A 21,529-nucleotide genomic window follows, 5' to 3' on the forward strand; every position below is an offset into this window, starting at 1 on the left:
CGGTATCAAACGGGGTTTTGGCCCAACGGCTCGATCTCGCCGGTGCCGGCCTGGTTCAGCAGGGCATGCAGGTCTTTAGCCCGGAGTGGATGGCTCATGTGAAAGCCCTGAATTTCACTACAGCCATCAGCAAGTAGCAGCTTCAGTTGTTCCGAGGTCTCCACGCCTTCGGCCGTTACTCGCATACGCAAGCCATGCCCTAGATCGATGAGTGCCTTGACGATGGAATGATCTTCAATCGAGCGCGACATGCCTGCGACGAAGCTGCCGTCTATCTTGATCGTGTCGAACGGATAGTTACGCAGATTGCTCAGCGAGGAATATCCAGTACCGAAATCATCCATGGCGAGTCGCACGCCCAATGTTTTCAGCTGGCTAAGCACGTCCAATGTGCGCTGGCTTTCCTGGAGCAATGCCGTTTCAGTTATTTCCAGCTCCAAGCGACTGGCTGGCAGTCCGCTTTCGCCAAGAACGCTATGAATCATTTCGTAAAGGTCACCGGTGCGAAGCTGCAGAGAGGACAGATTGACCGAGACTATGATATCGCTTGTCCAGCCTGCGGCTTCGCTACAGGCCTGGCGCAGTACCCATTCGCCGAGCGGGACTATCAGTCCGGTTTCTTCGGCCAAAGGAATGAAATGCTCGGGCAACAATAGGCCTCGGGCCGGATGCTGCCAGCGCAGCAAGGCTTCGGCACCATTGATGCGCATGCCTTCGCTGAAATAACGCGGTTGGTAGTACACCTCGAATTGGCCTTCGGCGATGGCCTGACGGAGCTCGTCTTCCTGTCGGCGCCGCTCCAGCAGCCGCCTGTCCATCTCGTTGCCGTAGAACCGCCAGGTCCCGCGGCCGTCGGCCTTGGCCTGATACAACGCGATATCCGCGCAACGCAAGAGTTCGTTGGCCTGCGTCGCATCGGTGGGTGCTATGGCGATGCCAACGCTGGTGCCTATATAGATCTGTTTCTCTTCGTACAGGAAGGGTTCGCTGATCGCCTCGACCACGCGGAGGCAAAGTTTCTCGACGTCCTCGTTGTGCTGCAGACGGCTCATCACCATGACGAACTCGTCGCCACCCAGACGGGCAACCAGGTCGTCTCCTCTAATGCATTGCTTGAGGCGATTGGAGACGCTGACCAGCACCTCGTCGCCCGCCCCATGACCCAGCGTGTCGTTCACCGGTTTGAAGCGATCCAGATCGATATAAAGGACGGTCAGTCGTGACGTGCTTGTCAGCGAATCGAGCTTGGTTTCCAAATAGTCGCGCAGCCGGTTTCGATTCGGCAGTCCGGTCAAGGCGTCGTGCTGCGAGAGATATTGCACGCGTGCCTGGGCTTGGGTTTCTTCGGTGACATCGCTGGCAGTGCCGCGATAGCCCAGCAGCTCGTCACCACGATGGATTGCACGTGCAGAGAGCCGGCAGTACCGCTCGCAACTGTTCGCCGCATGATAGCTGCAACGCAGCGGCGTTCTGTGCGGTGCGGCCAACCAGTCCTGTAGCGCGGCGTGGTCGCTGATCAACAAATCGATCAAGGGTCGGCCAATCCAAGCCGCTGGGTCGTGACCGGTAATTTCCTCGAAACGACTGGATAGGTAAGTCAGCCGGGCGTTCTGGTCGGTTTCCCAAATCCAGTCGGATGCGGCTTCCGCCACGTCGCGAAAACGTTCTTCGCTGGCTACCAATGCCGTGCGGCTTTTGGACAGTCGCTTGTAGTTGGCATCCATCAGCCTCACGGTTTTCAGCGCCTGGCGCAGCAACAGCCAAGCCAGCAAGCCGAGCCCAAGGGTGACCACGGCGAGCACCGGCAGGGTCATCCATAACAAGTAGCGGCCGGGCTCGGACACGGTCCAGGTAAATACCAGCGGTGATCCGTCGAGCATTTTCGTTTTGATGAGAGGCCGCTCGGTGCGGACGGTTTCGTCACGGACCCGCAGCCCTTCGATTGAATATTCCTGGCCTAGGTGTAGGAGCAAGCCGGGATCCAGCACATCCACGAAAAGCAATATCGAGGCGGGACCGGGCGCTTCTTTCACATCGCTGCCGCCAGTCGTCATTACCGCTGCGGCAGCTATCGCCGGGTAACCTTCGGCCGAAAGCAGGCCGGCCGCGGTTTCATCGTCTTCCAGCGCGTCGCGTGCTTGGGCCAATAACACATCGAGGCCGTTGCCGAGCCACTGGTATGCATCGACCTGAGCCAGGTTCCCGCGGATCACCGAATAAGTGGTTTCGCCGGCTGAATTGACGACAAACACCGCTTCGTAACCGAAATCTTCATACAGAGAGGGGCCGAGGTTCGCTTGATCGTAAGCCCAGTTCAGATTGACCTGTTTGCTCAGATTGGCATAGGCATCGCCCCAGAACGCATTGTCCGCGACATGGCGATTCATGCCGCTCATATGTGCCTCGAATGTCTTACCGGCCAGGAAGCGCTCCTGGGTCACAGCATCGTGGTCGATGGTACTGGCGATCTGTATCACCGCGACCGTTGCGGCGAGCAGCGCAACGGCGAGCAAGCCGGCAATGCCTGGCAAGATTCGTCGGGAGAATGCGATGTGGGCCTTGGGTCTGAGGTCCTCGGCCGATGAGGGAACTGCTGACATCAATGCTTCCTTGAGGGGAGGCAGGATATTTACCGGAATGTTGGCGAAAAGCCATCACTAATTTATGGGTTCGTCATTTTTTCGACGCATGGCAGGATGGAGAGGCGCTGTTATGAATAGCAGGCTTATTTGTTACGAGCGTCTTCGACATCCGCTTCGGCGTTGCGTTGTGCAATTCGCTGCTTCTGTTGTTCGGTCAGTGGAACCTTGTGTGCGCTGGCACGTAGCGTCAACAGCCCACCGATAATCATCCCGAGCACCAGAACCACTAATAGCCAGATATACCAAGGCATTTATTTCTCCTAATTAAGAGCTGCTTTCACCTTACGCCACCGCACATGGCTGCGCCATTTCGCGCCTGTGCATTGACACAATTCAGCTTGGATCTCAGCGCTCAACGACACCGCCTTGTTTGCAATTTTCTGCGACAATGCGCGCCGAATTTTGCCGAGGACTCGCCATGACTTGCCAGACTCCTATCATCGTTGCGCTCGATGTTGCTTCCCATGATGCGGCGCTGAAGTTGGCTGGGCAGCTCGATCCAGCGCTTTGCCGCGTCAAGGTCGGCAAGGAGCTCTTTACCCGCTGCGGCCCGCCAGTGGTCGAGGCGCTCCAAGCTAAAGGATTTGAGGTCTTTCTGGATCTGAAATTCCATGACATTCCCAACACCACCGCGATGGCAGTCAAGGCGGCTGCAGAATTGGGCGTGTGGATGGTCAACGTGCATTGCTCGGGTGGCCTACGGATGATGGCGGCCTGTCGCGAGACGCTGGATAAGGCGGGCGGGGCGAAACCGCTGCTGATCGGCGTGACGGTGCTGACCAGCATGGAGCAGACGGACCTCGCCGACATCGGCTTGGATCTGGAGCCGCAGCAGCAGGTATTGCGTCTGGCGGGACTGGCGGCAAAGGCGGGATTGGACGGGCTGGTCTGCTCGGCGCAGGAGGCGCAATCGCTGAAAGCACAGTTCGCGCAGCTGCAACTGGTCACGCCGGGTATTCGCCCAGCTGGAAGCAAAGCGGATGATCAGCGGCGGATTTTGACGCCGACCGAGGCGATGGCGGCGGGTTCGGATTATCTGGTGATCGGCCGCCCGATTGCCCAGGCGGCCGATCCGGCTCAGGCGTTGGTTGCGGTGGTAGCCGAACTGGCCTGATCGATAGCAAGCTTTACCGGTCGTCTCTGTCAGACGACCGGTTCTGCGGCACGATGGTTTAATCGATTTTCAACACCAATTTGCCGAAGTTGCCACCGGTGAATAATTTCATCAGCGTGTCGGGGAATGTCTCCAATCCTTCGACGATGTCCTCTTTGCTTTTCAGCTCACCGCTTTGCAGCCAACCGGCCATGTCTTTCATAGCGTCCGGGTAGCGCGGAATGTAGTCGCTGACGACCATGCCCTGCATCCGTGCCCGGTTGACCAGCAAAGACAGGTAATTAGCCGGGCCTTTGACCGCTTCCTTGTTGTTGTATTGGCTGATGGCGCCACAGATCACCACGCGCGCGCCAACGGTGATGCGCGTCAATACGGCATCGAGGATATCGCCGCCGACGTTGTCGAAGTAAACGTCGACGCCCTTGGGGCACTCGCGCTTGAGACCTGCTGCGACGTCCTCGCCCTTGTAGTCGATGGCGGCGTCGAAGCCGAGCTCTTCGGTGAGGAAGCGGCACTTGTCGGCACCACCGGCGATGCCCACCACGCGGCAACCCTTGAGCTTGGCGATTTGTCCGGCAACGCTGCCTACCGCACCGGCAGCACCTGAGAGCACCACGGTTTCGCCAGCTTTCGGCTCGCCTACGGCCAGCAAACCGAAATAAGCCGTCATGCCGGTCATGCCCAATGCGGACAGGTAGAGCGGCAGCGGCGCCCGGTTTGGATCGACCTTGTAGAAGCCTTTCGGCTCGCCGAGAAAGTATTCCTGCACGCCGAGCGCGCCGTTGACGTAATCGCCCTCGGCGAACGCTGGATGCTGGGACGCAACCACCTTGCCAACGCCGAGCGCGCGCATCACTTCGCCGATGCCTACCGGTGGGATATAGGACTTGGCATCGTTCATCCAGCCGCGCATGGCCGGGTCCAACGACAGGTATTCCACCTTGACCAGAACTTGGTTCGGGCCAGGTTCGCCCAGCGGCTTTTCGATGAATTCAAAGGTGTCTCGCGTGGGGGCGCCGACAGGGCGTTTGGCCAGCAGAAACTGGCGGTTGGTCTTGTTCATGGAAGCCTCTGGTCGATTGCAAAAGCTTGGTTTAGCCCGCCAAGACCATCCCTGCAAGCAATGCCGGAAATTTGGAATGCACAGGCATCCGTCTGAGTGATATCGCCTCGTGGCAGTTAAATGAAGCAAAGGATGACGGTATAACCATGACTGATGTTTGGCTTGTGGTCACATTCGGACTCAATGCCGTTTCTCAAATAGATAGGATATTCAGCATGAGCATGTCTTTTTCCGGGCGCGTCGCCCTGGTTACCGGTGCAGCAGCAGGGATCGGCCGCGCCACGGCGTTGGCGTTCGCCGAACATGGCCTAAAGGTGGTGGTGGCCGATATCGATGAGACGGGTGGTGCCGCCTGTGCCGACGCTATTCGAGAGGCGGGCGGCGAGGCGGTCTTCGTACGTTGCGATGTCACCCGCGATGATCAGGTCAAAGCGATGATCGAGCAGGCAGTCGCGAGTTACGGGCGCTTGGATTATGCGTTCAATAATGCCGGGATCGAGATCGAGCAAGGCCGCCTGGCTGAAGGCAGCGAAGCCGAATTCGACGCCATCATGGGCGTGAACGTCAAAGGCGTCTGGCTGTGCATGAAGCATCAGCTGCCGCTAATGCTGGCGCAGGGCGGCGGCGCTATCGTCAACACCGCTTCGGTTGCGGGCCTGGGGGCGGCGCCGAAGATGAGTATCTATTCGGCGTCGAAACACGCGGTAATCGGCCTCACCAAGTCGGCGGCGATCGAGTACGCCAAGAAAAAGATCAGGGTCAACGCGGTCTGCCCGGCGGTGATCGATACCGATATGTTCCGCCGAGCCTATGAAGCGGATCCGCGCAAGGCGGAATTTGCCGCGGCCATGCACCCGGTCGGCCGGGTCGGCAAGGTTGAGGAGATCGCCGCCGCGGTGCTCTATCTCTGCAGCGATGGCGCCGCCTTCACGACCGGCCACGCACTGGCTGTCGATGGTGGCGCCACGGCCATCTGAAAGTATCAACAGCCGCGGCGATTAGGCCGCGGCCTTGCGTTCGCTGACGATCAGCAATGTCAAGATTCCCGCCACCAGCCCCCACAATGCCGAGCCGATGCCGAACAGCGTCAGCCCCGACGCGGTGACCATGAAGGTAATCAATGCAGCCTCGCGCTCACGCGGCAGCTGCATGGCCTGGGTCAGGCCGCTGCCGATCGAGCCGAGCAATGCCAGCGCCGCGATGGATAGCACCAGCGCCGGCGGAAAAGCGGCGAACAGGGCTGCCAGCGTCGCGCCGAAGATTCCTGCAATCCCGTAGAACAACCCGCACCAGACCGCCGCGGTATAGCGCCGGGATGGATCTGGATGCGCCTCCGGTCCGCTGCAGATTGCCATGGTGATAGCCGCCAGATGGATACCGTGAGAGCCGAACGGGGCGAGCAGGACCGAGGCGATACCGGTCGTGGAGATCAAGGGCGAGGCGGGCACCTGATAACCCTCCGCCCGCAATACGGCCAGCCCCGGCATGTTCTGTGAGGCCATGGCGATGACGAACAAAGGAACGCCGATGCTGAAAATAGCTGCGAACGACAGCGTCGGTGTGGTCCAGACCGGCACCGCGACTTCCAGCCTCAGCTCGCTGAAGTCCAGCAAGCCCAACCCGCCGGCCAGCGCGCAGCCGATGATCAGTGCCGAGAGCACCGCATAGCGCGGAACCAGGCGCTTGGCCAGCAGATAACTGAAGAACATCCCCAACACCAACAAGGGTTGCACTTCTACCGCGCGGAAGATTTCGCTGCCGATGTTGAACAATACGCCGGCCAACAGCGCCGCCGCCAGGGACGCCGGAACTCTGCGCATCAGGCGATCGAAGCTGCCGGTGAGGCCGCACAACGCGATCAATGCCGACGCAAAGATAAAAGCACCGATCGCTTCGCCATAGGGAACGCCGGGCAGGCTGCTGATCAACAGCGCCGAACCGGGCGTCGACCAGGCGATAACCACCGGGGTCCGGTAGCGCAGCGACAATCCGATGCTGCACACCGCCATACCAATCGACAGCGCCCAGATCCAGGAGGAGATTTGTGCGCCGCTGAGTCCCGCTGCCTGGCCTGCCTGAAACATCAGCACCAGCGAACTGGTGTAGCCGGTGAGCATGGCAATGAAGCCGGCCACGATCGTCGAGGCTGAGCTGTCCTTAAGCGGTCGCAGCAACGGGGCGGCGGTGTTGGTCATCGTCGGGGTCGGATCCGGTTTCATGGCAACGCACGTGAAGGTGAGGGGACGGTATGTCAGGAGAGCAGGCGGTTGGCAATTCGCGCACGATCCTTGCTTCCCGGCAGCTGCAGGCTAGTTGCCAAGGCGCGCTGCGTCGCGGTACAGCCGCAAGCGGGATCAGCGTAACAGTGCTACTACGCCGCCAGATACCGTTCGTCCTCCGTCACGAACTGGTACGAGATGCCAAATCAGACAATGGCACTGATGTTGCTATTACTCAGGTGGTCGCTGCGAAGCGTCAAAAAAACCGCAGCTGTCGGAGGAAGAATGAGCCAGGGTATTGAATTCAATCGCTTGATGCTGGAAATGCGGGCCATGCAGACCGATGCGATGGCGCGCTCGAAACCAGTGGTCGCTGCCCCCGAGGCCGGCGCGCCAAGCTTTTCCGACATGCTCGGTCTGGCCGTCAATAAAGTGAGCGAAACCCAGCAAGCTGCCAGCCAACTGGCGACCGCCTTCGAGATGGGGCAGGGCGGCATTGATCTGACCGAAGTGATGATCGCTTCGCAGAAAGCCAGCGTTTCCATGCAAGCCATGACCCAGGTGCGTAACAAGCTGGTGCAGGCGTATCAAGACATCATGCAGATGCCGGTTTAAGGCAGGGTTTGAATAATGGCTGAAGCGCTTAGCAAAGTTCCGGCAACGGTTGATTCGGGCGATCCGAAGAAGCCCCTGCTTGGCTTGTCCTTTCTGGAAAATCTTTCTGAAATGTCGATGTTGCGGCAGATCGGTCTGCTGGTCGGGCTGGCTGCAAGCGTCGCCATCGGCTTTGCCGTGGTGCTCTGGTCACAGCAGCCAGACTACCGTCCATTGCTGGGAAGCCTGGCCGGGATGGACGCCAATCAAGTGATGGAAACCCTCGCAGCCGCTGATATTACCTACACCGTCGAGCCGACCTCCGGCGCCTTGCTGGTCAAGGCCGACGATCTCGCCCGTGCGCGCTTGAAGCTCGCTGGCGCTGGCATTGCGCCGACCGACAGCAACATCGGCTTTGAGATTCTCGACAAAGAGCAGGGCCTCGGCACGAGCCAATTCATGGAGGCCACACGTTATCGGCGTGGCCTGGAAGGTGAATTGGGTCGCACCGTTTCCAGCCTCAATAACGTCAAGGCGGCCCGTGTGCACCTGGCGATTCCGAAGAGTTCAGTCTTCGTGCGCGACGAGCGCAAACCCAGCGCCTCGGTTCTGGTTGAGCTCTATCCGGGGCGCAACCTCGAGCCGAGCCAGGTGATGGCGATCATCAATTTGGTAGCCACGAGCGTGCCGGAGCTGAACAAATCGCAGATCACCGTGGTGGACCAGAAGGGCAATCTGCTATCTGACCAGCAACAGCTCTCCGAGCTGACCATGGCCGGCAAGCAATTCGATTACAGCCGTCGTATGGAAAGCCTCTACACCCAACGCATACACAACATCCTGCAGCCGGTGCTGGGCAATGGTCGCTACAAGGCCGAGGTCTCCGCCGACGTCGATTTCAGCGCGGTGGAATCTACCTCGGAAACCTTCAATCCGGACCAGCCTGCCCTGCGAAGTGAGCAGAGCGTCAGCGAGCAGCGCCAAAGCAGCCTCGGCCCGCAAGGCGTTCCGGGTGCACTGAGCAACCAGCCACCGGGCCCGGCGACGGCTCCGGAAAACGCGCTGGCGGGACAGGACGCTGCTGGTGCCGTCGCTCCCGGACAGCCGTTGCTGGATGCCAACGGGCAGCAGGTGATGGACCCGGCAACCGGCCAGCCGATGCTGGCGCCGTATCCGGCAGACAAACGCGAGCAATCGACCCGCAATTACGAGCTGGACCGCTCCATCAGTCACACCAAGCAGCAACAGGGTCGCCTGCGCCGCTTGTCGGTTGCCGTGGTACTCGACGACCAGGTGACGGTCTCAGCGGATGGGCAGACTACACGTGTACCGCTGACCGCTGAAGAACTGGCGCGCTTCACTCGCCTGGTGCAGAACGCCGTCGGTTTCGACGCCAGCCGTGGCGACAGCGTCAGCGTGATCAACGCGCCGTTCGCTGCCGATTCGCTGGACGAAACCTTCATCGATATCCCGTTCTACTCGCAGCCTTGGTTCTGGGACATCGTCAAACAGGTGCTCGGCGTGCTGTTCATCCTGGTGCTGGTGTTCGGCGTCTTGCGGCCAGTGCTGAATAACCTGACCAATGCTAGTAAGGGCAAGGAGCTTCAGCCTGTCGGTGGTGACGCCGAACTGGGCGGCATGGATGAAATGGACGGTTCGCTAGTCAATGATCGGGTCAGCCTGAGCGGGCCCCAGAGCATCATGCTACCGAGCCCGACCGAGGGATACGATGCGCAACTGAATGCCATCAAGAATCTGGTAGCTGAAGATCCGGGCCGGGTGGCTCAGGTCGTCAAAGAGTGGATCAACGCTGATGAGTGACGCTCGAATTCCCGTCAAGATGAACAAAGTCGACAAGGCCGCGATTCTGCTGCTGTCGCTGGGCGAGGCCGATGCGGCCCAAGTGCTGCGCCACCTCGGGCCAAAAGAGGTACAGAGAGTCGGCACGGCGATGGCACAGATGCGCAACATTCATCGCGAGCAAGTCGAGCGGGTGATGGGTGAATTCGTCGAGATCGTTGGCGACCAGACCAGCCTCGGCGTGGGCGCTGATGGCTACATTCGCAAGATGCTCACCCAGGCGCTGGGTGAGGACAAGGCGGGCGGTCTGATCGATCGCATCCTGCTGGGTGGCAACACCAGCGGCCTGGACAGCCTGAAATGGATGGAGCCGCGCGCGGTCGCCGATGTGATTCGCTACGAACACCCGCAGATCCAGGCGATTGTGGTGGCGTATCTCGATCCTGACCAGGCCGGTGAAGTGCTATCGCATTTCGATCACAAGGTGCGGCTCGACATCGTTTTGCGGGTGTCGTCGCTCAATACCGTACAACCGGCGGCGCTGAAGGAACTCAACCTGATCCTCGAGAAGCAGTTCTCCGGCAACGCCAACACCACCCGCGCGACGCTGGGCGGCGTCAAGCGGGCCGCGGACATCATGAACTTCCTCGATAGCTCGGTCGAAGGCCAACTGATGGACGCCATCCGCGACGTCGACGAAGACTTGTCGGTACAGATAGAAGACTTGATGTTCGTCTTCGACAACTTGGCGGATGTCGACGACCGGGGCATCCAGATACTGCTGCGCGAAGTATCCTCCGATGTGCTGGTGATGGCGCTCAAGGGTGCTGACGAAGGTATCAAGGAAAAAGTATTCAAGAATATGTCCAAGCGCGCTGGCGAGTTGCTGCGCGACGATTTGGAAGCCAAGGGGCCGGTGCGCATCAGCGAAGTCGAAAGTGCCCAGAAGGAAATTCTTACCATCGCCCGCCGTATGGCCGAAGCCGGAGAGATCGTTCTCGGCGGCAAGGGCGGCGAAGAAATGATCTAAGCGAGCCATAACCCTGATGTCCAAGGAAAACCCCAGCGACGTCATCCGCGCAAAGGATGTCAACGCCTTCAACCGCTGGGCCTTGCCGAGCTTCGACCCGCTAGGCGCGGAGCCGGAAGAGCTACAGACGGGCGACGATCCGGAGGAAGTTGAAGACCTGTCGCACAGCGAGGATGTTCCAGTCGAGGAAGTCAAACCGCTGACGCTCGACGAACTCGAAGCGATTCGTCAGGAAGCCTATAACGAAGGTTTCAGCACGGGCGAAAAAGATGGCTTTCACGCCGGCCAGCTCAAGGCCAGGCAGGAGGCCGACGCGGCGTTGGCGCCCAAGCTCGCCAGCTTGGAGCAAGTGATGACGCAATTGCTCGAGCCCATCGCTGATCAGGATCGCAACCTCGAACACGCCATGGTCACGCTGGTTAGCCAGTTGGCCCGCGAGGTGATTCAACGCGACCTGCTGGTCGACTCCAGCCAGATCCGTCAGGTTTTGCGCGATGCGTTGAAGCTGCTACCAATGGGTGCCAGCAACGTGCGAATCCATATCAACCCGCAGGATTTCGAACTGGTCAAGGCGCTGCGTGAGCGCCACGAAGAGACCTGGCGGATCGTCGAAGACAGCGAGCTGCTGCCGGGTGGTTGCCGAATAGAAACCGAACAGAGCCGTATCGACGCCAGCGTCGAAACGCGTCTGGGTCAGGCCATCAAGCAGCTGTTCGAACAACAGCGCGAAAACGCTACCAGCCCGCCCGAGGCTGATTTGCAGCTGGATCTGAGTTCGAATACGGAGCGGCCCGATGCGTCTTGAGCGCACCAGTTTTGCCAAGCGCTTCGAAACCTACGGCGAGGCGATCAAACTACCCAGCCAACCGATCCTCGAGGGTCGGTTGTTGCGTATGGTTGGCCTGACGCTGGAGGCTGAAGGCTTACGTGCTGCTGTCGGCAGCCGCTGCCTGGTGATCAACGAGGACAGCTATCACCCGACCCAGGTCGAAGCCGAGGTGATGGGATTTTCCAGCGGCAAGCTTTATCTGATGCCGGTTGGCAGTCTGGCCGGCATCGCGCCGGGTGCGCGTGTCGTGCCGCTTGCCAATACCGGTCGCCTGCCGATGGGTACCTCGATGCTCGGTCGGGTGCTCGATGGCGCCGGCAGGGCGCTGGATGGCAAGGGCGGTATGAAGGCCGAGGATTGGGTGCCGATGGATGGCCCGGTGATCAACCCGCTCAAGCGCCACCCCATCAGCGAACCGCTGGACGTTGGTATCCGCAGTATCAACGGCTTGCTGACGGTCGGTCGCGGTCAACGCCTCGGCTTGTTCGCCGGCACCGGCGTCGGCAAGAGCGTGCTGCTGGGCATGATGACCCGCTTCACGGAGGCGGACGTGATCGTTGTCGGGCTGATTGGCGAGCGTGGCCGCGAGGTCAAGGAATTCATCGAGAACATCTTAGGCGAGGAAAGTATCAAGCGCTCCGTGGTAGTGGCGTCGCCAGCTGACGATGCGCCGCTGATGCGGCTGCGCGCAGCCATGTACTGCACGCGCATCGCCGAATATTTCCGTGACAAGGGCAAGAACGTCCTGTTGCTGATGGATTCGCTGACCCGCTTTGCCCAGGCCCAGCGGGAAATCGCGCTGGCCATTGGCGAGCCGCCGGCGACCAAGGGTTATCCGCCTTCGGTATTTGCAAAGCTGCCGAGCCTGGTGGAGCGTGCTGGTAACGCCGAAGAGGGCGGTGGCTCGATCACCGCGTTCTATACCGTACTGTCCGAGGGCGACGACCAGCAGGACCCTATAGCCGATGCTGCGCGCGGCGTGCTCGATGGTCACATCGTGCTGTCGCGGCGCCTCGCTGAAGAGGGTCATTACCCGGCTATCGACATCGAGGCCTCCATCAGCCGGGTCATGCCGCAGGTGGTCAGTGCTGAGCATGTGCGCCATTCGCAGCGGTTCAAACAGCTGTGGTCACGCTACCAGCAGAGCCGCGATCTGATCAGCGTCGGTGCCTATGTGCCCGGCGGCGATCCCGAGACGGATTTGGCCATCGCGCGTCAGGCAGAGATGGTCCGCTATCTTCGACAGGGCTTGAACGAGGCCGAGTCCCTGGCCCAGAGCGAAGCAGCGTTGGCCAGCGTATTCAACCCCAGAGCGGCGAGCTAAGCCTTGTCGGCAAGTCGTGCAGCCCGTCTGGCGCCAGTGATCGACATGGCCGAGCGCGCCGAGCGCGATGCCGCGCGTCTGTTCGGTCAGGGTCAAACCCAGCTATCCCAGGCCGAAGCCAAACTGGGCGAATTGCGCCAGTATTTCAGCGATTACCAGCAGCAGTGGATGAGCCAGGGCAGCCAGGGCGTGTCCGGCCAATGGCTGGTGAACTACCAGCGATTCCTTTCGCAACTCGAATCGGCCATCGGGCAGCAGCAACGCAGCCTGGATTGGCACCGCAACAATCTCGACAAGCTGCGCGATCAGTGGCAACAGCGACGTGCGCGGCTGGACGGCCTGCGCAAACTGGTCGAGCGTTACCTGCAGGAAGCGAGAACGGCGGCCGACAAGCGCGAGCAAAAGCTGCTCGATGAATTTTCGCAGCGCCTTGCGGGCCGGCCGAAACAGGGCTGAACCTTGCTGCGCAGGGCTTTGAATGCTAAATCTTCATTAGCTTTAGCTTCTTTGTTACAGCACGGCTGGCATAGAAGCCGCAGACGCAGGCTGGACGAGGCGCCACCGGCGAATGCGCCAGCGCCTATCCAGCTAACACGACAGCCGTGGCGGCAGCCACGACCTCGTTTCGGATCAGGGAGTGCTACATGACCATCAGTTCACAGCTATCGGCAGATGGACAGGAGCTGACGATTACCATCCAGGGGCGCTTCGATTTCAATACCCATCAGGCCTTTCGCGATGCGTATCAGCGCGCTGGCAGCACCGCGCAGCGTTACGTGGTGGATCTTTGTGGCGCCACTTACCTCGACAGCTCCGCTCTTGGCATGTTGCTGCTGTTGCGCGATCACGGCGGCGGCGATAAGGCCGACATCCGCCTGATCAACTGCAATCCAGATGTACGCAAGGTCCTTGCGGTTTCCAATTTCGAACAATTGTTCGTGATCGCCTGAATGTCGGGTCGGCTTTCCATACTCATCGCCGAGGATGGCGTTGCCGACCGCATGCTGCTGGCAGCCATCATCAGTCGTCAGGGGCACCGGGTGACGACTGCCGAGAATGGCGCCGAAGCGGTAAAGCTGTTCGAGCGCGAGCGGCCACAGTTGGTGCTGATGGACGCGCTGATGCCGGTGATGGACGGTTTAGAGGCTGCGCGACAGATTAAGCGCCTGGCTGGCAATGAGTTGGTACCGATCATCTTTCTCACCTCGCTGACGGAGCATGAGGCGCTGGTGCGCTGCCTCGAAGCAGGCGGTGACGACTTCATCGCCAAGCCTTACAACCCAGTCATCCTCGAAGCAAAGATTCAGGCCATGTATCGCCTGCGCCGACTGCAGGCGACGGTGTTGGAGCAGCGCGATCTGATCGCACGCCGGAATCAGCAACTGCTCGACGAACAGCGCGCCGCCAAAGCCATTTTCGACAAGGTCGCCCACGCCGGTTGCCTCAATGCGCCGAACATCCGTTACCGCCAGTCCCCTCGCGCATTGTTCAACGGCGACTTGTTGCTGGCCGCGCAGGCGCCTGCCGAGCGAATGTTCGTGCTTTTGGGCGATTTCACCGGACACGGCTTGCCCGCTGCGATCGGTGCCATGCCGTTGGCCGAAACCTTTTACGGAATGACCGCCAAGGGCTATTCGAGCAATGACATCCTTCGCGAGATCAATGCCAAGCTGAAACTTATCCTGCCGGTAGAAATGTTCTGCTGTGCGGCACTGCTGGATATCAGCCTCAAACATGGCACGCTACGGGTATGGAATGGCGGATTGCCGGACGGATATCTGCTCAAGGCATCCAATGGAGAGCGGCTGCCACTGCCGTCCCGGCATCTGCCGCTTGGCGTGCTCGGTGCTTCGACCTTCGACGATGCCTTCGACACGTTGCCACTGGAAGTCGGTGATCGCTTGCTGCTGATGTCCGATGGCGTACTGGAAATCAGCAATATCGATGACGAGCTGTTTGGCGAGCAGCGTCTGCTGGCGGTGATGGATGCAAACAGCGAACCGGCTCTGCTGTTCGACGAAATCCAAGAGGCGCTGCACGCCTTTCACGGTCAAATACTTGACGACCTGAGCCTGGTCGAAGTGAGCATGACCGAAGAAATGGCGTCGACCGACATCCCACCGTTAGGCATATTCCCACTTGGCGCGCGCCAGTTACGGCCGATGGATTGGTCGGCGAGCTTCGAGCTCCGTCCCGCCAGCTTGCGCACATCGAACCCATTGCCACTGATGATGCAGTTGTTTCTGCAGATCCCGCCGTTGCGCCACCGCGCCGGCACCGTTTATACGGTGCTGACCGAGCTTTATGCCAATGCGCTGGAACATGGGGTGCTTTTACTCGACTCGTCTTTGAAGTGCGATGCCGAGGGTTTCGCCAAATATTACCGTGAGCGTCAGCGGCGGCTGGACGAGTTGACGGAAGGCTGTGTGTCGATCGATCTGGACATTAAATCCGAAGGGGCCAAAGGCTATTTGCGTATCGGGGTGCGTGACAGCGGGCCGGGGTTCGATGTGCAGCAGGCGTTAAGCAAGCAGTACTGCGCTGAATGTCTAGGAGGTAGGGGGTTGCGGATGATTCGCCAACTGAGTGAGCACTTCCATTGGCAGCCGGACGGCAAGGGCATGAGCGTGGAGTTCCACTGGGGCGGTCATGCATAATTCAACGCTTTGCAGCCAGGAGCACAACTGTGGTCGATCATCTCGACAGTAGCGTGCTGGCGACCCTTCAGGAAGTGATGGAAGCGGAGTATCCGGTGCTGCTGGACACCTTTCTGGTCGACTCGGAAGAAAGGCTGCGCCTGTTGCAGAACGCCTGCCAGGGAGGCGAGGCGGAAAGCCTTCGCCAAGCCGCGCACAGCTTCAAGGGGAGCTGCAGCAACATGGGCGCAGCCTTGCTGGCGGAACTTTGTCGCGAACTGGAAGAGTTCGCAAGACGTGAACAGCTTGGCGATGCGCCTGAGCTGATCGAGCGCATCGAGCGTGAGTTCGCCATTGTGCGCATTCTCTATCGTGCCGAACGCCAGCGTTTTGGCGGGCTTGCCTGATTTTTTTGCGTTCTTCGTCGCACTCGCATCATCTCCATCAAGCCCATCGTGGTGGGCAAGAACAGATGGGTAGCGCCGCTGGCCTGGACTTTGCTTTAGAAAACGCACGTCATCAATCTCAGCGGAAAGACCCATGGCCGTTTCCCCCGATCTGTTGCTCAATATCAAGACGCCTACGGCTGCCGCCAAGGCTGCGAGCGCGTCCCCCAAACCAGCCCCACAAGCCAGCCGGGACGAGCCTTCCAGCTTCGCGAACGTTTACGCGAAAGAGCGCCAGGCCAAACCGGCCGAGCGCTCGGACGCTGCGGCAAAGCCTGCCCGTGACAAGCCGGTGAACGAGAAGCCAAGTCAGGAAACTGCCGAGGCGGGCGGCACCCAAAAGCCGGATACGGCCGAGGCCGGCAACGAATTGCCTGGTGACGAGGTGGCGGCTGATGACGCCGCGCAAAGCGACGAAGCGGAGCTGGACCCGCTATTGCTGCTGGGCATGGGCGGGCAGGGTGAAGTCACTGACGATCCGCTGGCCGCGCAGCCGCCGACCGGCGGCGAGTTCCTGGCTGGCTTGGCTCAGGCACAGGCAACCGCGATAAATGCTGAGGGCGAGGGCGAGGAGGCATTGGTCGGCCAACGCGCGTTGCTCGAGACTCAGTCTGCGACGCAGAAGCTTCCGCTCTCGGACCTCGTTATGCAGGATGGAGCGTCAGCGGATGCGCAGGACGTGCTCCCGGCGAGCCTGCTGGCAGGCGAGGAGTTTTCCGAAGATCTCGACAAGCTCTCGCTGGAAGAGGGTTTCGGTGAGTTGCTCGACAAGCTGGACGCGCCGAAGGAGAGCCGCACAAGCGCAGCCGATGCCGCAGCCAACCGGCTCAATCCGCTGACCCAGGCGATCACCCAGCAGAACCAGGCCCAGCAGGCACAGCGGTCGACGCTCGTACCCGGACAGCCAGTGCAAATTCAGCAATCGGGCTGGACCGAGGCGGTGGTCGATCGGGTGATGTGGTTGTCGAGTCAGAACCTCAAATCCGCCGAGATACAGCTCGACCCGGCCGAATTGGGCCGCATGGAAGTTCGCATCGACATGAACAAGGACCAGACCCAGGTGACTTTCCTCAGCCCTCATGCGGGTGTCCGCGATGCGCTGGAAGGACAGATGCAGCGATTGCGCGACATGTTCGCGCAACAGGGAATGACCATGGACGTGAACGTTTCGGACCAGTCCCTCTCGCGCGGTTGGCAGGGTGAAGGGGGCGGCGAGTCGCGCGGCAAGAGTGCTGCGACCGGCGGGCTGGCTGGCGGGGACGATGAATTCACTCACGGCACCATGGAGATCAGCAGCAGCCGTATCAGCGGTGATCGCGGGCTCGTGGATTACTACGCCTGACAATCGTTTTTGCCGACAACCGAAAACCGGGCTAGACGCCCGGTTTTCTTGTTTTCGTCGACTGACTATTCGTCAGAAATCAGCCGGGGCGTCCGGCAATCGTTTACGGCGCCCCTTGCCTGGTCGATACTTTGGCACAGCAGTTGCTCGTAACGCTTTGATGCGAGTGAAATCACGCGTGATGACGGATATTTGGCATGGCTAAGAAACAGGGACCTCCAGATGTAGCGAATCCTGGCGCTGCAGCTCCGGATGGCAAAGGCAAGCTCAAGCTGATTATCCTGATCGTGCTTGGCCTGTTGCTGGCGGTCGGGGTGTCGGTGGGCAGTACCATTTACTTCATGAGCCGGGGCGACACTGAACAACAATCGGACGAGTCCGCTGATACTCAGGCGGCACCACAGCACCAGGCGGCGATCTATGAAGTATTGGCGCCGGCGTTCATCGTCAACTTCAGTAATACCGGTGGCCGGCAGCGTTACATGCAGGTCAGCGTGGCGCTGATGTCCCGCGATCAGGCGGCGCTCGATGCGCTGAAGGAACACATGCCGCTGTTGCGCAATCAACTGGTCATGCTGTTTTCCAGTCAGGAGTTCGCCACCCTGGCCACGCCGGTAGGACAGGAGATGCTGCGGCAGAAGGCCACTGCCAGCGTTCAGGAGCTGGCGCAGAAGGAAATCGGCAAGCTTGCCATCGAGCAAGTGCTGTTCACCAACTTCGTATTGCAATAGGGGTCGCTGTAGATGGCTGTTCAAGACCTGCTCTCGCAAGACGAGATCGATGCGCTTTTGCACGGTGTGGACGATGGTCTGGTCGATACCGAGAGCGATGCCGAACCGGGCAGCATCAAAAGTTACGACCTGACCAGCCAGGACCGCATCGTCCGTGGGCGCATGCCTACGCTGGAAATGGTCAATGAGCGTTTCGCCCGTTACACCCGCATCAGCATGTTCAATCTGCTACGTCGCTCGGCAGATGTGTCGGTGGGTGGCGTGCAGGTAATGAAATTCGGCGAGTACGTGCATTCGCTGTATGTGCCGACCAGCCTCAATCTGGTGAAAATCAAGCCACTGCGCGGAACGTCGCTGTTTATCCTCGACGCCAAGCTGGTGTTCAAGCTCGTTGACAACTTCTTCGGTGGCGACGGTCGGCACGCCAAGATCGAGGGGCGCGAGTTCACGCCGACCGAACTGCGCGTCGTGCGTATGGTGCTGGACCAGGCCTTCGTCGATCTGAAGGAAGCCTGGCACGCGGTGCTCGACGTCAACTTCGAGTACGTGCACTCGGAAGTGAATCCGGCATTGGCCAACATCGTCAGCCCCAGCGAAGTGGTGGTGGTTTCGACCTTCCATATCGAACTCGACAGTGGCGGTGGCGACTTTCACGTGACCATGCCGTACTCGATGATCGAGCCGATCCGCGAAATGCTCGACGCCGGGTTCCAATCGGATGTCAGCGACCAGGACGAACGCTGGGTCAACGCCCTGCGCGAGGACATCCTCGACGTGAATGTGCCGCTCAGTGCGACGGTTGTGCGGCGCCAACTCAAATTGCGCGACATTCTCAACATGCAACCGGGCGACGTGATACCGGTGGAAATGCCCGAAGACATGATCATGCGCGCCAACGGCATGCCGTCCTTCAAGGTCAAGCTAGGTGCGCACAAGGGCAACCTGGCCCTGCAGGTGCTGGAATCCGTATTGCGACCACGTTGATCCAGCCCCAATTCAATTACCAGCCGATCGAGGACTAGCGATGGCAGACGAACACGAAAACACTTCCGCCGAAGAGCAGGCGCTTGCCGATGAATGGGCTTCGGCGTTGGCAGAGGCGGGAGACGCCAACCAGGACGATATCGACGCGCTGTTGAATCAGGGGCCGGCAGCGGCGCCGGCACCGCCGCGCGCTCCGCTGGAAGAATTCGGCAGCAGCCCGAAGCCGGCGGCCGTACCGGCCGGGCTTGAGGGTCCGAACCTGGATGTGATACTCGATATTCCGGTGTCGATATCCATGGAGGTCGGCAGCACCGAAATCAGCATTCGCAACCTGCTGCAGCTCAACCAGGGCTCGGTCGTAGAACTCGACCGGCTGGCAGGCGAGCCGCTGGATGTCCTGGTCAACGGCACCTTGATTGCTCACGGCGAAGTGGTGGTGGTAAACGAGAAGTTCGGCATCCGTCTCACCGACGTGATCAGCCCGAGCGAACGCATCAAGAAGTTGCGCTGACATGCGAATCCTGGCCTTCCTTCCGCTATTGCTGACCTTGCCGGCGATGGCAGCCGAGCCATCGGCGAGCATGAACAGCAGCGGCATGGGCACGCAGATGACCAAGCTGCTGTTCGGGCTGCTGTTGGTGATCGGATTGATTTTTCTGCTTGCCTGGCTCCTGCGTCGAATGCAACAGCTCAATCCGCGCGGCAACCAGGCCATCAAGCTGATTTCCAGCCATGCGCTGGGCCCGCGTGAGCGGCTGGTGCTGGTGCAGGTCGGCAGCGAACAGGTTTTGCTCGGCCTGAGTGCTGGCCGCATCACGCCTCTGCATGTGCTTGAAGAACCCGTCCATTTGCCGGACGCCGAGCCGGCCAACCCGGAGTTTGCCCAGCGCCTCATGGAGCTGCTTGGCAGGGATCAGAAGGACAAGCCCTGATGTTTCGATTGTTGTTGGCGGTCCTGCTGGTGCTGGCCGCTCCGCTCGCCTTGGGTCAGGATGCCGGAGGCTTGATCGCCCAGGGCGATAATCCATTGTCGATCCCAGCGATTACCTTGAGCACCGATGCTGAAGGCCAGCAGGAATATTCGGTCAGCCTGCAAATTCTGCTGATCATGACGGCGCTGAGTTTCATTCCGGCGTTCGTCATGCTGATGACCAGCTTCACCCGGATCATTATCGTCTTCTCCATCCTGCGCCAAGCCCTGGGCCTGCAACAGACGCCTTCGAATCAGATCCTCGTCGGCCTGACGATTTTCCTCACGCTGTTCATCATGGCGCCGGTGTTCGAGCGGATAAATAACGAAGCGGTGCAGCCTTATTTGAATGAGCAGCTGTCGGCTCCCGACGCGATCGCCCGTGCTGAAGTCCCGCTCAAGAACTTCATGCTGGCGCAGACCCGTGAGAGTGATTTGGAACTGTTCGTGCGGCTGTCCAGGCGTACCGATATCCAGACGCCGGACGCGGCTCCCTTGACCATACTCGTACCGGCATTCGTGACGTCAGAGCTGAAGACGGCCTTCCAGATCGGCTTCATGATTTTTATCCCGTTTCTGATCATCGACATGGTGGTAGCCAGCGTGCTGATGGCGATGGGCATGATGATGCTTTCGCCACTGATCATTTCGTTACCGTTCAAGATCATGCTGTTCGTGCTGGTCGATGGTTGGGGCCTGATCATCGGCACGCTCGCCAGCAGTTTCGGCACGTTATAAGCCCATCGGAGTTTCGTCATGACACCCGAAGTCGCGGTTGACCTGTTTCGTGAAGCACTGTGGATGACCGCCATGCTCGTCGGTGTGCTGGTGGTCCCGAGCCTGCTGGTCGGTCTGGTGGTGGCGATGTTTCAGGCAGCCACGCAGATCAACGAACAAACCCTGAGCTTCCTGCCGCGCCTGCTGGTCATGCTGTTGACGCTGATCTGGGCAGGACCTTGGCTGGTCCGTGAGTTGATGGAATACACCCAGGGCCTTATCCAGAACATCCCGCTGATAATCGGCTGATGCTGGAGCTGAGCGACGCGCAGATCGGCGCGTGGGTGGGGCAGTTTCTGCTGCCGCTGTTTCGCATCGCGGCGCTGCTGATGAGCATGCCGATCATCGGAACCCAGTTGGTGCCGATGCGCATACGGCTGTATCTGGCGGTCGCCATCGCCGTCGTGCTGGTACCGGGGTTGCCGCCAGTGCCAGTGGTCGAGGCGCTGAGTGCACAGGCAATGATGTTGATTGCCGAGCAGATTCTAATCGGCGTGATGCTCGGGTTCGTGCTGCAGTTGTTCTTTCAGGTATTCATCGTGTCCGGGCAGTTGCTTGCCATGCAGATGGGTTTGGGCTTCGCGTCGATGGTCGATCCAGCCAACGGTGTCTCGGTGCCGGTGATCGGCCAGTTCTTCAATATGCTGGTGATCCTGCTATTCCTGACCATGAACGGTCACTTGGTGGTGCTGGAAATCCTCACCGAAAGCTTCACTACTTTGCCGATCGGCGGTTGGTTGGTCGGCACCAATCACTTATGGGAAGTGGCCGGAAAGCTCGGCTGGGTCTTGGGCGCGGGGTTGCTGTTGGTCTTGCCGGCGATCACCGCGCTGTTGGTGGTCAACCTGGCCTTCGGCCTGATGACGCGTGCGGCGCCGCAGCTGAACATCTTCTCGATCGGCTTCCCGCTGACACTGGTGCTCGGTCTGGTCATCGTCTGGATCGGTATGGCCGACATCCTGGCGCAATACCAGACCTTCGTCAGCGAGGCGCTGGGCATGCTTCGTGAACTGATCGGGCTGCGCTAA

The 21,529-nt window shown here is 60.0% G+C and carries 23 protein-coding genes; 19 read left to right on the plus strand and 4 right to left on the minus strand.

Going from position 1 to position 21,529, the window contains the following annotated elements; all coding sequences use genetic code 11:
- Positions 1-5 precede the first annotated feature (5 nt).
- Together D7241_RS03595 and D7241_RS03600 are read right to left on the minus strand one after the other, a co-directional pair.
- Complete coding sequence (locus D7241_RS03595) at positions 6-2,600, minus strand: EAL domain-containing protein (RefSeq protein ID WP_408100343.1); 2,595 nt, start codon at positions 2,598-2,600, stop codon at positions 6-8.
- Positions 2,601-2,725: 125 nt separating this feature from the next.
- On the minus strand, positions 2,726-2,893 hold the full coding sequence (locus D7241_RS03600) for a DUF2897 family protein (RefSeq protein ID WP_408100344.1): 168 nt from the start codon (positions 2,891-2,893) through the stop codon (positions 2,726-2,728).
- A 167-nt stretch (positions 2,894-3,060) separates the two neighbouring features.
- Between D7241_RS03600 and pyrF the strand changes: the two genes are divergently transcribed.
- Positions 3,061-3,756 carry an orotidine-5'-phosphate decarboxylase gene (gene pyrF / locus D7241_RS03605; RefSeq protein WP_408100345.1) on the plus strand — a complete coding sequence of 232 codons (696 nt, stop codon included), beginning with the start codon at positions 3,061-3,063 and terminating at the stop codon, positions 3,754-3,756.
- Positions 3,757-3,814: 58 nt separating this feature from the next.
- On the opposite strand, the gene D7241_RS03610 is transcribed toward pyrF, so the two are convergent.
- Positions 3,815-4,819, minus strand: coding sequence for an NADP-dependent oxidoreductase (locus tag D7241_RS03610; protein WP_408100346.1), 1,005 nt, complete (start codon positions 4,817-4,819; stop codon positions 3,815-3,817).
- Positions 4,820-5,034: 215 nt separating this feature from the next.
- Between D7241_RS03610 and D7241_RS03615 the strand changes: the two genes are divergently transcribed.
- A complete protein-coding gene (locus tag D7241_RS03615) occupies positions 5,035-5,796 on the plus strand; it encodes an SDR family oxidoreductase (protein ID WP_255980415.1) in 762 nt (253 codons plus the stop codon).
- A 21-nt stretch (positions 5,797-5,817) separates the two neighbouring features.
- On the opposite strand, the gene D7241_RS03620 is transcribed toward D7241_RS03615, so the two are convergent.
- Positions 5,818-7,038: a benzoate/H(+) symporter BenE family transporter gene (locus D7241_RS03620; protein ID WP_408100347.1), complete on the minus strand. Its 1,221-nt coding sequence runs from the start codon at positions 7,036-7,038 to the stop codon at positions 5,818-5,820.
- 285 nt (positions 7,039-7,323) lie between these two features.
- Between D7241_RS03620 and fliE the strand changes: the two genes are divergently transcribed.
- From fliE to fliR, 17 genes are all read left to right on the plus strand, one after another.
- Positions 7,324-7,653, plus strand: coding sequence for a flagellar hook-basal body complex protein FliE (gene fliE, locus D7241_RS03625; RefSeq protein ID WP_255980412.1), 330 nt, complete (start codon positions 7,324-7,326; stop codon positions 7,651-7,653).
- A 15-nt stretch (positions 7,654-7,668) separates the two neighbouring features.
- A complete protein-coding gene (gene fliF / locus D7241_RS03630) occupies positions 7,669-9,453 on the plus strand; it encodes a flagellar basal-body MS-ring/collar protein FliF (RefSeq protein ID WP_255980410.1) in 1,785 nt (594 codons plus the stop codon).
- Positions 9,446-10,462: a flagellar motor switch protein FliG gene (gene fliG / locus D7241_RS03635; RefSeq protein ID WP_255980408.1), complete on the plus strand. Its 1,017-nt coding sequence runs from the start codon at positions 9,446-9,448 to the stop codon at positions 10,460-10,462. The genes fliF and fliG overlap by 8 nt, the downstream gene beginning before the upstream one ends.
- Positions 10,463-10,478: 16 nt before the next feature.
- Positions 10,479-11,267 (plus strand): flagellar assembly protein FliH, encoded by a 789-nt coding sequence (gene fliH / locus D7241_RS03640; RefSeq protein ID WP_408100348.1) that lies wholly within the window; start codon positions 10,479-10,481, stop codon positions 11,265-11,267.
- Positions 11,257-12,615, plus strand: coding sequence for a flagellar protein export ATPase FliI (gene fliI / locus D7241_RS03645; RefSeq protein ID WP_408100349.1), 1,359 nt, complete (start codon positions 11,257-11,259; stop codon positions 12,613-12,615). The genes fliH and fliI overlap by 11 nt, the downstream gene beginning before the upstream one ends.
- Before the next feature lie 3 nt (positions 12,616-12,618).
- Positions 12,619-13,071 carry a flagellar export protein FliJ gene (gene fliJ / locus D7241_RS03650; protein WP_408100350.1) on the plus strand — a complete coding sequence of 151 codons (453 nt, stop codon included), beginning with the start codon at positions 12,619-12,621 and terminating at the stop codon, positions 13,069-13,071.
- A gap of 188 nt (positions 13,072-13,259) precedes the next feature.
- Entirely contained in the window at positions 13,260-13,565 is a 306-nt protein-coding gene (locus tag D7241_RS03655) for an STAS domain-containing protein (protein ID WP_408100351.1), read from the plus strand.
- Entirely contained in the window at positions 13,566-15,272 is a 1,707-nt protein-coding gene (locus D7241_RS03660) for a SpoIIE family protein phosphatase (protein WP_408100352.1), read from the plus strand. It begins immediately after the preceding gene.
- Between the two features lie 77 nt (positions 15,273-15,349).
- Positions 15,350-15,658, plus strand: a complete 309-nt coding sequence (locus tag D7241_RS03665) for an Hpt domain-containing protein (RefSeq protein ID WP_408101182.1) — start codon at positions 15,350-15,352, stop codon at positions 15,656-15,658.
- A 133-nt stretch (positions 15,659-15,791) separates the two neighbouring features.
- Positions 15,792-17,039 carry a flagellar hook-length control protein FliK gene (locus D7241_RS03670; RefSeq protein WP_408100353.1) on the plus strand — a complete coding sequence of 416 codons (1,248 nt, stop codon included), beginning with the start codon at positions 15,792-15,794 and terminating at the stop codon, positions 17,037-17,039.
- A 197-nt stretch (positions 17,040-17,236) separates the two neighbouring features.
- On the plus strand, positions 17,237-17,770 hold the full coding sequence (gene fliL / locus D7241_RS03675) for a flagellar basal body-associated protein FliL (protein WP_408100354.1): 534 nt from the start codon (positions 17,237-17,239) through the stop codon (positions 17,768-17,770).
- A 12-nt stretch (positions 17,771-17,782) separates the two neighbouring features.
- Positions 17,783-18,754, plus strand: coding sequence for a flagellar motor switch protein FliM (gene fliM, locus D7241_RS03680; protein WP_255980394.1), 972 nt, complete (start codon positions 17,783-17,785; stop codon positions 18,752-18,754).
- 40 nt (positions 18,755-18,794) lie between these two features.
- Positions 18,795-19,265 (plus strand): flagellar motor switch protein FliN, encoded by a 471-nt coding sequence (fliN, locus tag D7241_RS03685; protein WP_408100355.1) that lies wholly within the window; start codon positions 18,795-18,797, stop codon positions 19,263-19,265.
- A 1-nt stretch (position 19,266) separates the two neighbouring features.
- Entirely contained in the window at positions 19,267-19,686 is a 420-nt protein-coding gene (gene fliO / locus D7241_RS03690; protein WP_255980390.1) for a flagellar biosynthetic protein FliO, read from the plus strand.
- On the plus strand, positions 19,686-20,462 hold the full coding sequence (fliP, locus tag D7241_RS03695) for a flagellar type III secretion system pore protein FliP (RefSeq protein ID WP_408100356.1): 777 nt from the start codon (positions 19,686-19,688) through the stop codon (positions 20,460-20,462). The genes fliO and fliP overlap by 1 nt, the downstream gene beginning before the upstream one ends.
- A gap of 18 nt (positions 20,463-20,480) precedes the next feature.
- Positions 20,481-20,750, plus strand: coding sequence for a flagellar biosynthesis protein FliQ (fliQ, locus tag D7241_RS03700; RefSeq protein ID WP_408100357.1), 270 nt, complete (start codon positions 20,481-20,483; stop codon positions 20,748-20,750).
- Positions 20,750-21,529: a flagellar biosynthetic protein FliR gene (fliR, locus tag D7241_RS03705; RefSeq protein WP_255980384.1), complete on the plus strand. Its 780-nt coding sequence runs from the start codon at positions 20,750-20,752 to the stop codon at positions 21,527-21,529. The genes fliQ and fliR overlap by 1 nt, the downstream gene beginning before the upstream one ends.

Source organism: Stutzerimonas sp. VN223-3 (assembly GCF_045999685.1).
Lineage (GTDB): Bacteria > Pseudomonadota > Gammaproteobacteria > Pseudomonadales > Pseudomonadaceae > Stutzerimonas > Stutzerimonas stutzeri_AR.